This is a genomic window from Lichenifustis flavocetrariae, assembly GCF_026130545.1.
GTDB lineage: Bacteria > Pseudomonadota > Alphaproteobacteria > Rhizobiales > Beijerinckiaceae > Lichenihabitans > Lichenihabitans flavocetrariae.
The window spans coordinates 1-14676 of sequence record NZ_JAMOIM010000071.1 but is presented as its reverse complement, the minus strand read 5'-3'; the positions used below and the strand labels follow the sequence as shown (position 1 = coordinate 14676).

Genomic DNA, 14676 nt, shown 5'->3' with positions numbered 1-14676 from the left:
AACGCTCAAGATCGAATCGGCTCATTCGCTAAGGGAATCAGCGATTTCCTTGCGTGGCAAGGGCCTGGGTAATTACGGTTCATGACACCATCCGGAGCGATGACCCTTGGCCCGTCATCAGACGACTGCGGGTGGTGAGATCGGCGGCGTGGACGGGTTTGATCATGTAGAGATTGGCGCCGGCCGCGTAGGCCTTGGTCTGATCGGCCTCGCGGGCCTGGGTCGAAATCATGATGGCCGGGACGGCCTGCAACTCGATGGTTCGACGAACCTGATCAAGAAAAGTATAGCCGTCCATTTTTGGCATGTTCAGATCAACCAGAAAGATGTCGAAGCTCTGGTTCATCGCCTTTTCGAGGCCTTCGATGCCATTGATGGCTTCGTCGACGACAAATCCGGCCTCCTCCAAGATTTCGCGGTAGTAGAGTCGCGTCGTGCTCGAATCGTCGATGATCAGGGCGTATGGCATCTGGGTCCCGTTCAAGATTTGACAGGCTTCTGATAGACGATTGCTTCCGGAAATTTCCGCAGCTCGAAGAGAGACGAGATGCGGCTCATGGATTCGGAATGACCCAGGCACACGAAGCCGCCCGGAGTCAGCGCGGTAAAGATGGCTTCGGCGGCCTCCCGACGAGACAAATCGTCGAAGTAGATCAGAAGGTTTCTGCAAAACACGACGTTGAAGCCGCGGTAGAACCGGTTCTCGATCGCATCGATGATATTCGTCTGTGTGAATTTAATGGAGTTGCGCAGATCATCGATGACCTGAAATTTGCCGTCCCGGGTCATTGTCATGTATTTTTCGACTGTGTCGTGCGACACGTGCTGGACCGCACGATCGGCATAGAGCCCAAGTTTGGCCTTCCGCAGGACATCGGTGTCGATATCCGAGGCAACGATCTCGATATTGAAATCATCGACGCGCGACCAGTGTTCAAGCAGATAAAACGCGATCGAATAAGGCTCTTCGCCCGTCGAACACGGCATCGACCAGATCTTGATGGTGTCACCCGCACCCATGGTCTTCACCACTTCGGGAAGAATGGAGCGAACCAAGCATTTGAGCTGATATTCTTCCCGATAGAAGTAGGTCTCGTTTACTGTCATGACGTTGACGAGCGCCTGAAGCTCGTCACTATCGGCCTGAAAGCAAACGCGGTCGAAATACTGCCGAAAACTGGCGTAGCCTCCTGAGAGGATCTGCGCCTGAATGCGCTTGTCGACGAAATATCGTTTGTTGTCCTGGAACATGATGCCGGTCTTGCGGTAGAAAAACTCCCGAAACCTGAGGAAATCGTCATCCGAGATCGCGTGACTCGTCGAGGTCGGCAGGGGAACAGCCACAGCCCTATCCAATCCGCTTGATGGCGGCGCGGACGGCAAATGCCAGGAAGGGTTGATCAGGAAACCGCGCGGCAACCGCGCGAAGGGCTTCCACCATGTCGGGCCGGCCCACCTCGGCCAACACGTCGACCGCCGCAGCACAAACGTTCACGTGCGGATCACGCGCGATCACTTTGAGGGCAAGGTCCGGCACCCGCGGGCTGCGTAGAGACAGAAGAATGTTAACCGCGTAGATACGCAGATCGGCACTCTCATTCTCCAGCAGCGCCGTGATTTCGGAAAGCACGTCCTCACCCATGCTCTGCAATGTCTCCATGACTGCGTTGCGCAGAGGAGTGTCGTCGGTGCCGAGCAAAGCGATCAGAGGGCGAGCAGCCTTGACGCCGCCGATCCGCACCAGGCACGTCAACAGGGTCTCGCGCAAAGCCGGGTCGGTTTCGGCTTCGAGCTGCCGGGTCAGGAGCTCCGCTTCACCGAAGCGAGCGGCGAGCCGGACAGCCGCAATGCGGGTCTCGATATCGGCACTTTTGAGATCGCGACCGAGGGCGGTCCGGTCGATCGTCGCGAGGGATTGAGATTTCTTCCGGGCCGAGGCGTTTGAAGCTTTGATCAGCGGCATGGATGTCTCACATGATCCAGGAAGTCAGTCGTTCTGCAATCTTGTCGGACGGTAGGATGGTGTCGGCGCCCCCAAGTCGGATGAGCTCAGCCGGCATGCCGTAAACGATGGCCGTCGATTCATGTTCGGCGATTGTGCGGCCACCGGCCTTACGCAGGGCGGTCATGGCTTCGGCGCCATCATTGCCCATGCCGGTCAGTTGCACGGACACAAGCCTGCCCGGCTCGGTCGCCCGCATGGCGGACTTCACAAGGCGTTCAACGCTCGGATGCCAGAGGAACGTGCTGTCCTCCCCTACGGAATTGACGATGGTGCGGCCAAGGCGCGTATCGATGATCACATCGGCATTGCCGCGGCCAATGTAGATGTGGCTCCGCCGCAGCGGCAGCGGGCCGGTCACCTCGACGACCGTCATTTGGCAGATCTTGTCGAGCCGCGACGCGAACGACGCCGTAAAGGCGCCCGGCATGTGCTGCGCCACGACCACCGCCCAGGGGAAATCGGACGGGAGTTCCGGCAGGACGTCTTCCAGGGTGCGGGGGCCGCCGGTCGATACGCCGATGATGACGATTCCCCCGACACTATCGTTCGACGGAGCGGGGCGGACCTTGGGCTGCTGTTCGGAGACGGCGCGGACGCGTTGGACCAGGCCACGTGTCCGACGCGGCTTGGCGCGGGCCGCGGCCTCGATCTTCACCAACAGTTCCTTGCGCACGCTATCGATATTCAACGATACCGTGCCGCCCGGCTTCTCCACGTAGTCCACGGCCCCAAGTTCGAGCGCCTCCAAGGTCACCTGTGCGCCCTTGGCCGTGATGGATGACACCATGACGACCGGCCGCGGCGACGTCGTCATGATCTCGGAGAGGCATGTCAGGCCATCAATCTCAGGCATGTTGATGTCGAGCGTCACAACGTCGGGATTGTGCTGCGCAACCTGCGCGAGAGCATCGCGGCCATTGCGGGCCGTGATCACCTCGAATCCGCCGGCACCCTCGAAAATTTCACGCAGACACTTCCGCATGAGGGCAGAATCGTCGACGATCAGAAGCTTGGTCATTGAGCGCTCCAGCGCGGTCGGGAGACGTAGGCGAAGGCTCGTTTGGTTTGCAGCGGAACCCGGGATACGCTTCCGGATCACCGCATCTCCTTTGGCGTCAGCTCGACCGCGCTTTCTTCAGGGCATTGGTTTCCGACTTCGTTAGCAACCGCTCGACGTCGAGCATCAGGATCATGCGCTTGAGGTTGACGATATTGGCGACTCGCGTGACCGCGCTCCCATCGTTGACAGCGACATCTGGCGCCTCGGAAATTTGCGCCCGGGCGATCTTCAGCACCTCGGACACCGAATCGACGATGAAGCCGGTTTGCACCTCATGCACCATGAACACCATGATGCGCTGTCGATCGTTTCGCTCCTTGTCCGGCAACGCGAAGCGTCGCCGCTGATCGATGACCGGAAGCACAGCGCCGCGAAGGTTGACCACGCCTTCGACAAAGTCGGGAGACTTGGGCACGCGTGTCAGCTGCTCGGGAATCCGCACGATTTCCTGTACAGCTTCGATCGGTACGCCGTATTCTTCCTCCGCGACGCGGAAGACGACGAATTGTTCTTCATCGTCAACGCGGGCGGTGGTTGCCTCCGCCTCGGCTTTCATGTCGCTCTCCTGACTGGTGTCCGCCGTCTCGCCGATGGCATCGCGGATGGCACTGTTGAGGAAGAGCCGATCCGGCAACAGGATCGAGACGAGACGCTTTCCGCCGTCCAACCGACAGATGTTCTCGATCTCGCGCTGGCCCGCCCCCGAGGCGAGCAGATTGGGCAGAGGATCGACGATCGAACGCGGGACCCGGAGCACTTCCTTGACGGTATCGGTCACGAGCCCAACAGCCTGAACCTGACCGTCGATCGTGTGCGCCACGACCACGATCCGGCTCTGCTCGCCAACGGCCGTCGCCGGCAGCCCGAACATCGAGCGAAGGCTCACGAGCGGCAGCAGACGATTGCGCAGGTTCATCACCCCAAGCACGTGGCCTTTCGCGTTGGGGATCGTGTTGATCGTCTCGGGAACTTGCACGATCTCCTGCACGCTCTCGATCGGCAGCGCATATTCCTGCCGGTCGAGTTCGAACGAAACCAGTTGGATCTCGTCCGAGACGACCGCTTCGACCTGCCGATTTGGGATGCCGCCGCTATCCCGGCCGGTTTTGCCCGGCCCGCGATTGGTCAACCCGCCCATCTCGACTGCGAGCTTGGACGTGTTGAGGATCATGATCATCGCCTGGGCGCGCTTGATGATCCCTTCCAGGAGACCGGTATCGACCGTCGCCCGGATCCCGTCGATGCTCTCGATCTCGCGCGGCTCCGCCGTCACGACACGGGCCATGCGATCCACCACGAAGCCAACCGGCTTGCCGTTGTTGAGCACCACCACCCGGGTGGAATCGTCATGGACGGCGTCCGGCATCTGGAAGATGCGACGCAGGTTGAGAATCGGTAGGACCGATCCTCGCAGATTGGCGAGCCCTTCGAGGCTCGCGGTCGCCATCGGAACCTCCACCATGGCGGGCAGGCGGATGATCTCCTGCACGTCGGTCAACGGAACCGCAAAGGTTTCGTCCTCCATATGAAAGGTGACGAACTGGCGCGTCGTCTGGATTTCGGCCCGCGACTCGGGTCCGGCACCCGCCTCCGAAGGGTCGCTCGCGGCGTCGCGATCGAGCACCGCCTCCATCGTGGTGGACATGTTGACGTCTCCTGAAGGGCGGGCTTAGCTCTGGCTCTGAAGTTCGTCGGCGAGCGAGGCGATCTCTTCGATGGCGGCCGCCAGTTCTTCCGCACCTTTGCCCTGCTCCTTTGCGGCCTGCTGGGCCTGACCAGAAGCCGTAGCGGACTGCTGCGCCGCCGCCGTGATCTGCTCGACGCCCTTCCTGGACTCGCTCAGCATCTGCACGATCTGCTCCGTGCCCGTCAGGAGTTCCTGGTTGCCGGTCACGACCAAAGCAAGATCGTCCTGCACAAGCACGAGATTGGTGGTGATCAGCTTGTTCTTCTCGACCTCGGAGGCGGCCGCTAACGAAAGCTCATCGAGATCGCGACGCACGACGACGATCTGGTCTTGGATCGCCTTGACGAGATCCTTGATCCGCTCGGCATTCTCCGAGGAATCCCGCGCCAGATTCCGGATGTCGGTCGATACGACCATGAAGCCCTTGCCGAACTCGCCTGCCCGGGCGGCTTCGATCGAACCGTTGACGGCCAGCATATTGGTCTGGATCGCCACAGTGGAGATCGCATCGACGATCTTGTCGATCTTGCGGCTGACCTGTTCCAACGCGTTGACCTGATCGCGAGTCTTGTTGGTTTCCTCCAAAGATTGCGACACGCCCGCGATCAATTGATCGACGCCTGCGCTGCTTTCGGTGATCTGCCGGGTGATGATCTCGCCACGCTCCAGAGCTTCCTTGGCGCGCTGTTGCGTGACGGTCGCGCCGCGCTCCATCTGAGCCACGGAGGTTGCAGATTGCTGGGCGCCCGAGGATTGCTGCTGGGCGCCGCGATTGATCTGGTCCAGCGCCGTCATGATCTCGGTGGCGGATCGGTTGATCTCCTCGACGGCCGAGGACAATTGTTCAGCGGCCGAGGCCACGCCTTCGGCGCTCTTGCCGACGTCCGTTGCGTTTTTGAGATCTTCCGCCAAGCCAGAGAGTTCGTTCGAGGCCTGATCGCTTTGCGAGAGGGCAGTCGTCTGCTGGTCGACCGTCTTCAGCGCCTCTTCGCAGGCCGCCGACTGCTCTTCGGCGGCTGCAGCGATGGTCTCGGAGCCCTTCTGAGCCTCGGTTGCCGCCTTTTCGCTCTCGATCGAATATTTGAGGATATCTTCGGCCCCCTTGAGGATTTCGGCCATCGATCCACGCACCAAATCGAGCTGGGTCGTGATCGTCTTGCCTTTGATCACCTCCGAGCGCGCCGACTCGGCCGACACATTGATGCCCTCGGCGATCACTTTCACGTCGGCCTGAATCTTGCCGATCAGCTCCTGGATTTCGCGGGCGCTCTTTTCCGATGTCTCCGCCAGGGTGCGCACTTCATCAGCTACGACCGCAAATCCCTTGCCATGCTGGCCGGCGCGGGCTGCCTCGATGGCGGCATTGAGGGCCAGGAGGTTCGTCTGATCGGCGATGCGACCGACTGCGCGCACGATGTCGCCGATGCTCGCCGCTTGGCGTTCAAGTTCCAGGATCATCGTCACGGAATTGGTCTGCCGATCTGCAGCCGTTCCGATGCTCATGATGCTCGATGCCATCTGCTTCGACAAATCGCCAACCAGAGCCCGCAACGCATCCGACTTCTGTTTGGAAGTATCGGCGGTGGTCTTGGCCTGCGCCAACGTGGCCGTGATCGCGGTCACCGCACGGCGCGACTCCTCTGAGGCGGCCGATGCTTCCTCGGCGCCCGCCGCGATCAATTCCATGGCCTTGCGTAATTCCTCGGCCGCCGAGGAGGATTCACTGATGCCGCTGGCAAGCTGCGCGGTCGCCGAGGCGATGCGCTCTGCCGCCTTCTGCTGGCGGGCGTGGGTCCGAACCGTTTTGCGGTTTTCGTCCGCCAGGCGCGAGAGACGCCCGATGGCGACGTCCGGCGAACTGCGGCCTGAGGTCGTCCCCAGGGCAGCCTTCTTTACAAGTGCCATTTCGGTGGGCTCCATTCGCCGCCATCGAGGCCAGCGAAATCAATGAAATCCGAGAAAGTAGACTTCCGCCGACATCTGTTCCTTCGTTGAATAGGGTACGTGTGCGGCGGAATGAAACTGCTCGTCTAACAATAAATTTTCTGTGATGCGGTTAGGCGATCGACTCATTAAAGCGCATCCAAATTCGTGCTGATGCGAGTTTGACGCCGGCAAGGAAGTTGTCGGCCCGTTTGTCATAGCGGGTCGCCACGGCCCAGAAGTGTTTGATTTTATTGAACCACTTTCTGCAATGCGACCAGCGTCGACAATACCTGTCGAGAGCTTCTTCATCTCCTTGAAGACGTCCAGATAAGAAAGATTTTCTGCGGCCGCCATCAGCTCATTTCCTTAGTTGTTGCCTCAAACCTCATTTGGACCCGTGGCGCGGGCTGCGCTGTACGCGGCTGACGTGCATTTGCAATAGGCATGACGGCGGGCTGAAGGATGGCACCTCACCACGTCGCTGCCCAAGGCCACAGCGGAAATAACCACGGGCCGCCGCGTCACCATAGCACTGGTCGGTGCCGGGCGGCTTGCCGGAAGCTTGGCTTCTCACATGCCAGGAGGTCCCAATGCTCGGACGTTTCGTGGGAGCGGCAGTGCCAGCGGCGGCGCGGAGCGACCGGCAGAGTCTGGCGCAGCGGCGGTGGGCCGCGGTGGCGGATGTTGCGCCAGCGCAAGACGGCTGCGGTGTTGCAGCTTCACCGCGAGGACCGCGCAATCACGACGGCACCATCATACCCACAAGGATCGACACGATGTGGGGGACGGATATGACGACGGCCTGGACCCACGAGGGCCAAGTGGCGGTGTTCATCGCCGTCGACCACCACAATGCCGAATGCGTCGGCGTGCATGCCGCTCATCACGGGAACCGTTTTGAGGCGCTGGAACCGATCCGCCAGGGCGTGCGCGCCAATCGGCGGCTTCGCCAAGGACAGAGCCCTTATTCCACGCCTATCCACACCGATCGGGTCCCTTTGCACATCACCCCATCACTGGCCTATGTGTCTCCGCCCCGCTGGCCTGGGATTGCGCCGCCGTTGACAGCCTGCGCCGTCTTCGCTGACTGGCGCCCTGTTCGTGACCCTTTTAGGTCAAGGCAGGTCGTGTGCACGGGCTCGCTTGGACACTTGGCCGGACAACGGCAACCCTCAGTTCATGCGATTTGCTGACGTGCCCGGCTGGTGGCGTTGGAAGGCGGAAGAGAAGGTGTGGCTTGACGTGGGCTGTTGCGACACGCTTTGGCCAGGGTTAGAACTCCTCCCATTCAGTCTCAGCGCTCGCCGCCTTGGCGGGCTGACGGGCCGCACCGCCGCGGCCGACGGTCTTCATCGCTGGAACAGGCCTGCTGGTGCGGGCTGTCCGATGGGCCGGCCGCTCGACGACATCCGCGCCGATGTCAAAGCGGGCGACCAGGCGGGCGAGTTCGTCGGCGTCTTGAGACAGGTTGTGCGCCGCGGCTGTGGTTTCTTCCACCATGGCGGCGTTTTTCTGGGTGACCTGATCCATCTGGTTGATGGCCGTGTTGACCTGCTGCAGTCCGGCCGCCTGCTCCTGGGCCGAGGCAGCGATCTCGGCAACCGCGACGTTGAGGTCGGCCACCTGGCCGACGATCCGCGACAGCGCCTGACCGGTCTCGCCGACGAGTTCCACACCGACTTTCACTTGGCTGTCCGACGCATGGATCAGCGCCTTGATCTCCTTCGCGGCCTCGGCCGAACGCTGGGCGAGAGCCCGCACTTCCGACGCCACGACAGCAAACCCCCGGCCGGCCTCGCCGGCCCGCGCCGCCTCGACACCCGCGTTGAGCGCCAGGAGGTTGGTCTGGAAGGCGATCTCGTCGATCACCCCGATGATCTGCCCGATCTGGACGGCCGATTTCTCGATATTGTTCATCGCGCTGATCGCCCGGCCGACGACTTCGCCGGAACGTTCCGCGTCGCCCTTGGCATTGCCGACGACTTCGCGGGCATGGCTGGCGCCTTGGGCGGTCTTCTTGACCGTGGCCGTGATTTGGTCGAGTGCGGCCGCGGTCTCCTCCAAGCTCGCAGCCTGCTGCTCGGTGCGCTGCGACAGGTCGTCGGTGGCACTCGTGACCTCGCCGCTTCCCGCGTGGATGGCATCCTTCTTGGTCGCGATCTGCTTCATGGTCTCCTGCAACTCAACCGCCGCGCGGTTGAAATCGTCCTTCAACGACTGCGACTTCGGCGGCACCATCTCGTTGATGCGAGTTGTAAGATCGCCTGAGGCGAGCGCCGACAGAGCTTTCGTGAGCGCGGTCAGGATCAGTTTATCGTTCTCGCTTTCGGTCGCGGCGGCAAATTCGGCCACCTTTTGTTTGTGGATATCGGTCAGCGAACCGCAGGCACGAACCGTCTGGCCGTCGGACGCGTAGCGGCACCCACCGGTCGCGCGGAACCAGCGATAAGACCCATCACGAACCTTGAGGCGATAGGTGACGTCATAACGGGATCGGCCCGATTTGTCCGCGAGATGACCCACGAAGGCCGCGAAGGTCGGCGCCACATCGTCCGGGTGCAACCGGTCCGACCAGGACTGTACCACGTTTGGGTATTCGGATTCACTCTCATACCCGAGCAGTCGGCGAAACTCGGGGGACCACGTCCAGATGCTTTTGGCGTGCATCGCATCGCCTTGGAAGAGAACGGCTTCCCAGAGACCGACCCCGCAGGCGTCGTCGAGCAGTTCGGCACGTTCGCGAATGTTGCTCAACTGAAGATCACGCATGGCCAGCAAGCGCCTGAGCTTCGTGGATCCGAACATCATTGCCTATCTTTCATTGTAACTTCGCGTCTGTCGCCTCAACATTGGCAGTATCAGGACATCGAGCGAGGCTTGAGGATGTTCGCTTTATCTCTTATTTAGTTCTTTAAACGTTCATAATTTGTTACAATGTAAAGAATAATTGGGATTATAGGGTATTAACTGACAAATAATGCGGCGTTTCCTGACACGAGGGAGATGCTTGCACCTTTGCCCTTCCCGGCTGCGACATCAATCGAGTGACGCGCGGTTCTGATCGGCTCGTGATCCACGCCCATTCCCCCTGTTGGCTTCTTTGAGGCGTCGCAGCCATTCTTGCCTTGGCTCAGCAAGGGGTGCCGCTGAAGCAGATTGCCCGGCGAACCGACCATAGTCGCAAGCTGGTCCGCAATGCTGTGCGCGGCCTGACCGGAGCGGTGTTCCGGTCTCGCGGAACAGCCTGCAGGCATCCTGCCGCGTCTCAACGCCGAGTGTGAATCGGCGTACCCTGGACCCCCCGATAGGCCTTGAAGAGTTACCCCAGCCATACGGGTCTAACCCACTGTTAAATATGAGCAATCGTAGGCTTCAATGGGGTAACTCTTCGGAGCCGATTGGGGGTCTATCGCCATGCTGATCCACACCCGTGCCACTATGGAGGGCCGCCAGCGCGAATTCATGTTGCGCGAACAGCTCAAGGCGATTCAAAAAGAACTCGGCGAGGCCGAAGACGCCGTACCGGAGCTCGACGCCCTGAAGCAGGCGCTGGCCCAGGCCGGGTTGCCGCCCGACGTGGCGATCACGGCCCAGCGGGAGCTGCGGCGTCTGGAGCGAATGCCGGAGGGCGCCGTCGAGGCGGGAACGGTCCGGTCCTATCTCGCGTGGCTGTCGGAACTGCCGTGGCACATCGCCGACGAACCAACGATCGTCATCGCCGACGCACGCCGGATACTGGACGAGGATCACTACGGCCTTGACAAGATCAAGCGTCGCATCCTGGAATTTCTCGCGGTCCGCAAGCTTAATCCCGAGGGTAAGGGCCCGATCCTGTGCTTCGCCGGCCCTCCTGGCGTGGGCAAGACGTCCCTGGGACAATCCATCGCCCGTGCAGTGGGGGTCAAATTCGTCCGGCTCAGTCTTGGCGGCGTCCATGACGAAGCGGAAATCCGCGGGCATCGACGGACCTACGTCGGCGCCATGCCCGGAAACGTGATCCAGGCGATCCGCCGCGCCGGCGCGCGCAATTGTGTCATGATGCTTGACGAGATCGACAAGCTCGGCAGCGGCGGCTTTCAGGGTGATCCGGCCTCGGCGATGCTGGAGGTGCTGGACCCCGAGCAGAACGGCACATTCCGCGATGCCTATCTCGGCGTGCCGTTCGACCTCAGCCGGGTGCTGTTCATCGCCACCGCCAACATGCTGGATACCATCCCCGGCCCCTTGCGCGACCGCATGGAGATCGTCCGCCTATCGGGCTACACAACCGAGGAGAAGGTGGCCATCGCCCGCGGTCACCTGATCGGCCGCCAGATGATCCAGAACGGTCTTTCCAAAGGTGCCGTCGGCCTGGACGAGGCCGGTCTGGAGTTGATCATCGACGGCTATACCCGCGAGGCCGGCGTGCGCGGCCTGGAGCGCCAGATCGGCGCCGTCTTCCGCAACGTCGCCGTTCGCGTCGCTCAAACCGGCGACCATCCGCTCACCATCGGCGCCACCGAGGTCGCGGCCATCCTGGGACCACCTATCTTCGATGCCGATGTCGCCCAGCATACATCGGCGGCGGGCGTCGCCACAGGTCTGGCCTGGACACCGGTCGGCGGCGACATCCTGTTCATCGAGGCGAGCCGTATGCCGGGCAGTGGCAAGCTGATCCTGACGGGGCAGTTGGGCGACGTGATGAAGGAGAGCGCCCAGGCCGCCTTGAGCCTGCTGAAGATGCGTGCTTCTGGCCTCGGGATTGATGCGGCCCTCTTTGCGGCCAGCGATATTCATGTGCATGTTCCGGCAGGTGCAACACCCAAGGATGGTCCGTCGGCCGGCGTCGCGATGTTCGTGTCGCTGACCTCGCTGATGACAGGGCGGGCGGTGCCTTCGACGACCGCGATGACCGGCGAGATCAGCCTGCGCGGCCTGGTTTTACCGGTGGGGGGCGTTCGAGAGAAGGTCATTGCAGCCGCCCGGGCCGGGATCGACACTGTTCTGATACCCGCACGCAATCGCCGCGACTACGACGATATCCCGCCAAGTGCACGGGAGCGGCTCCGGTTCGTCTGGCTGGACACAGTCGATGACGCGGTTGCGGAGACGCTGGGCTCTCCAGCTTCCGCCGATACGTTCAGACGCGCCTCATAGTCGCCGTTTAACAAGCAAAGCTGCGGCGATATCGGATTGTCGGTGAGGGTTCCGTACCACTCAGCTTGGAGACGCTGCCAACCCTGGGTCTGACGCAATTGGGATGATGCTCATGGGGTTGCGGAGAAGCCGAGCTTCAATCAGGTCGATCTTGAACCTTCCGTGCATTTGCCGCTTCACCAGCTTGAGCTTTGTGATCTGCCCCTCGGTCTGGCTGTTGGATCACGGGCTCGCGATTGCGGCTACGCAGCGGCCCTGTGGTTGCGGATCCCAACGGCAAGGGTGGTCATAAGGTTGGTCATGGAAGCTGCAATCGAGCCGTCCAGGTCGGGGCTCGGTAGTCATGAGCTGTACGATGATCCCGGCGGAGGGAACTCGCTGGAGCTACTCGTTTGTCACCATCTCGGCTCGCCGGCACCGGGTTCTCCACTCACTGACCACGCGAAGAGAGCCTTAAAAGCCGAGCGTCTTCAGGCCGCGCCATAGCTCCGTGCCGTTGTGGCTCCCAGCATTAAATCAGCACGAGGATGGACACCAAATAGGCTCCGAAGAGTGACCCTCACGAGAGGTCGACCAGGATCCGTTTCCGAATAGTCACTACCCGTGATCGCCTCGTGCCTTTGGGGGGTCCCCAGTATAGCTTCAGCGTCAGTCCATTATCTCGATCGGAGGCGATGTCAACGGATGCGTGACCACGTCGCATGCACCCGGTGAGCAGGCACCAACCAATGACGGCATGCCACCTAAACGAGAACGACGCGGGCCCTTTCGCATCAGGCTCCCGCGACCTTGAGGTCCAATTGACCGCTTCCCTGTTTGACCCAATCCGGCTCGGCGCGATCGAAGCGCCAAACCGCATCCTCATGGGCCCCCTGACGCGAGGTCGCGCCACCCGCGACCACGTCTTGACGCCCTTGATGGCGGAGTATCACGCGCAGCGCGCCAGCGCCGGGCTGATCATCTCGGAGTCGACCGGCATCAGCCGGCAGGGGCTAGGAATGCCCTTCGCGCCCTGCCTCTGGAGCGAGGAGCAGGTCGAGGGTTGGAAGCAGGTGACCGCCGCGGTGCACGGCGCGGGTGGACGCATCTTCTCGCAACTGTGGCACAGGGGTCGCCTCGTCAATCCCGACTTCGTCGTCGGCGCGCAGCCGGTCTCGGCCTCGGTGACGACGGCGCCTGACCACGCCCACACTTACAACGGCGAGAAGCCTTACGCACAGGCGCGGGCCCTGCGGATCGACGAGCTCCCAGGGCTGATCCAGGACTATCGGCTCGCCGCGCGCTACGCCATCGACGCCGGCTTCGACGGGGTCCAGGTGCATGACGCGAATGGCTACTTGATTAACCAGTTCCTGCGTGACGGCTCCAACCATCGCCGCAACGAGTACAGTGGCAGGGTCGGCAACCGCATCCGGCTGCTCCGCGAGGTCACGGAGGCCGTGGTTGCGGAAGTGGGAGCGGGCAGGACCGCCGTGAGGTTGTCGCCGAACGGCGCGATCCAGGGGGTCGACGACAGCGACCCCGAGACGCTCTTCGTCGCGGCCGCCGCTTGCATGGGGTCGATGGGGCTCGCCTTCCTCGCCTTGCGCGAGCCCGAGCCGCACGGCACGTTTGGAACGTCCAACGTGGCCCCCGTCGCGCCGGGCATCCGCAAGGTCTTTACGGGACCCCTGGTACTCAATTCGGGCTACGAAGCCCCTCGGGCGCAGGCAGCGCTCGACGACGGCCGGGCCGACGCGATCGCGTTCGGCCGGGCGTTCCGGGCCAACCCGGATCACCCCCACCGCATCCAAGACCATCTAGCGCTGACGGAAGGCAACGTGGCGACGTGGTATAAACAAGGGCCGAAGGGCTACGTCGACTACGCCAGGGCTCCCGGATGACCGAAGTGGGGAGTCGCGGCCTTCCGCAATCCGTCTTCAACAATGAGCAAGTGCGAACATGAGAATCGGAATCATCGGCTCTGGCCAGATCGGCGGCACGCTGACCCGCCGCCTGGCCGCGCTCGGACACCGCGTCGTCGTTGCGAACTCGCGCGGACCCGAGACGCTGAAAGAGCTGGCGGCAGCGACGGGCGCGACCGCCGTGTGGGCCGTCGAGGCGGTCCGCGACGTGGATCTCGTCGTCGTCACGATCCCCGAGACACGCATCCCCGAACTGCCCGCCGGCCTGTTCGCCGACGCCCCGGAGCGATTAGTCGTCGTCGACACGGGGAACTACTACCCGCGCCAGCGCGACGGCCTTATCGCTCCCATCGAGGGCGGCCTGCCGGAGAGCGTCTGGGTCGAGCAGCAACTCGGCCGTCCGGTCATCAAGGCGTTCAACAACATTCACGCCGGGCACCTGATGGACCTTGGGCAGCCGCAGGGGACGCCGGGACGCATCGCCCTGCCGGTCGCGGGCGACGATCCGGAGGCCAAGGCCACGGTCATGGCGCTCGTCCAGGAACTGGGGTTCGATCCCGTCGATGCCGGCGGCCTCGATGCCTCCTGGCGGCAGCAGCCGGGCACCCCGGTTTACGGCAGCGACTTCGACGCGGCCGGCGTTCGTCGCGCGCTGGACCAGGCGAGCAAGCACCGCACGCCGGAATGGAGCGCCGTCACGTGAGCCTCGCTCCATTCTGCGACGTCGCCAGGATGCCATCATGATCACCTACATGGCCGTCCCGTTCGACATCGGCAGCGAGGGCGACCTCATTCGTGGAGAAGCAAGGGAGGCGCCTGACGCGGGGACCGCAAAAACGTGGGCCGAAGCCATGGCGGTCAGCCACGTCGGTGCGATGGCCCTTAGGCAGCGTCGACAAATTATCGCGCTGATTATGATGGCCTTGGAACGATTGTATAGTTCCATTCGCCATGGAAG

At 62.3% G+C, this 14676-nt stretch carries 9 protein-coding genes and 5 pseudogenes; 5 read left to right on the top strand and 9 right to left on the bottom strand.

What is annotated here, in order from left to right; genetic code table 11:
* Positions 1–79 precede the first annotated feature (79 nt).
* The 7 genes and pseudogenes from M8523_RS34020 to M8523_RS33990 all read right to left on the bottom strand — a co-directional run.
* Complete coding sequence (locus tag M8523_RS34020; protein WP_282589257.1) at positions 80–469, bottom strand: response regulator; 390 nt, start codon at positions 467–469, stop codon at positions 80–82.
* Between the two features lie 11 nt (positions 470–480).
* A complete protein-coding gene (locus M8523_RS34015; RefSeq protein ID WP_282589256.1) occupies positions 481–1344 on the bottom strand; it encodes a CheR family methyltransferase in 864 nt (287 codons plus the stop codon).
* Positions 1345–1348: 4 nt separating this feature from the next.
* Complete coding sequence (locus M8523_RS34010; protein ID WP_282589255.1) at positions 1349–1963, bottom strand: HEAT repeat domain-containing protein; 615 nt, start codon at positions 1961–1963, stop codon at positions 1349–1351.
* A 7-nt stretch (positions 1964–1970) separates the two neighbouring features.
* Positions 1971–3023: a chemotaxis-specific protein-glutamate methyltransferase CheB gene (cheB, locus tag M8523_RS34005; RefSeq protein ID WP_282589254.1), complete on the bottom strand. Its 1053-nt coding sequence runs from the start codon at positions 3021–3023 to the stop codon at positions 1971–1973.
* 97 nt (positions 3024–3120) lie between these two features.
* Positions 3121–4710 (bottom strand): chemotaxis protein CheW, encoded by a 1590-nt coding sequence (locus tag M8523_RS34000; protein WP_282589253.1) that lies wholly within the window; start codon positions 4708–4710, stop codon positions 3121–3123.
* Positions 4711–4734: 24 nt separating this feature from the next.
* The gene (locus M8523_RS33995) at positions 4735–6657 is read right to left on the bottom strand and encodes a methyl-accepting chemotaxis protein (protein ID WP_282589252.1); all 1923 of its coding nucleotides are present in this window, start codon (positions 6655–6657) and stop codon (positions 4735–4737) included.
* A 151-nt stretch (positions 6658–6808) separates the two neighbouring features.
* Positions 6809–6940 (bottom strand): annotated as a pseudogene (locus tag M8523_RS33990) (IS5/IS1182 family transposase); the annotation flags it as partial.
* Positions 6941–7397: 457 nt separating this feature from the next.
* Here M8523_RS33990 and M8523_RS33985 point away from each other — a divergent pair.
* Positions 7398–7610 (top strand): annotated as a pseudogene (locus M8523_RS33985) (IS3-like element ISMtsp5 family transposase); the annotation flags it as partial.
* Positions 7611–7950: 340 nt separating this feature from the next.
* Here M8523_RS33985 and M8523_RS33980 read toward each other — a convergent pair.
* Complete coding sequence (locus M8523_RS33980; protein WP_282589251.1) at positions 7951–9486, bottom strand: methyl-accepting chemotaxis protein; 1536 nt, start codon at positions 9484–9486, stop codon at positions 7951–7953.
* A 618-nt stretch (positions 9487–10104) separates the two neighbouring features.
* Here M8523_RS33980 and lon point away from each other — a divergent pair.
* A pseudogene (gene lon / locus M8523_RS33975) lies at positions 10105–11814 on the top strand (endopeptidase La); the annotation flags it as partial.
* Between the two features lie 60 nt (positions 11815–11874).
* On the opposite strand, the pseudogene M8523_RS37020 reads toward lon, so the two are convergent.
* Positions 11875–12092, bottom strand: a pseudogene (locus M8523_RS37020) (hypothetical protein); the annotation flags it as partial.
* A 522-nt stretch (positions 12093–12614) separates the two neighbouring features.
* On the opposite strand from M8523_RS37020, the gene M8523_RS33970 reads away from it, so the two are divergent.
* From M8523_RS33970 to M8523_RS33960, 3 genes and pseudogenes are all read left to right on the top strand, one after another.
* Positions 12615–13697, top strand: a complete 1083-nt coding sequence (locus tag M8523_RS33970) for an alkene reductase (RefSeq protein ID WP_282589250.1) — start codon at positions 12615–12617, stop codon at positions 13695–13697.
* A gap of 58 nt (positions 13698–13755) precedes the next feature.
* Positions 13756–14421 (top strand): NADPH-dependent F420 reductase, encoded by a 666-nt coding sequence (locus tag M8523_RS33965; RefSeq protein WP_282589249.1) that lies wholly within the window; start codon positions 13756–13758, stop codon positions 14419–14421.
* Between the two features lie 37 nt (positions 14422–14458).
* Positions 14459–14676 (top strand): annotated as a pseudogene (locus M8523_RS33960) (hypothetical protein); the annotation flags it as partial.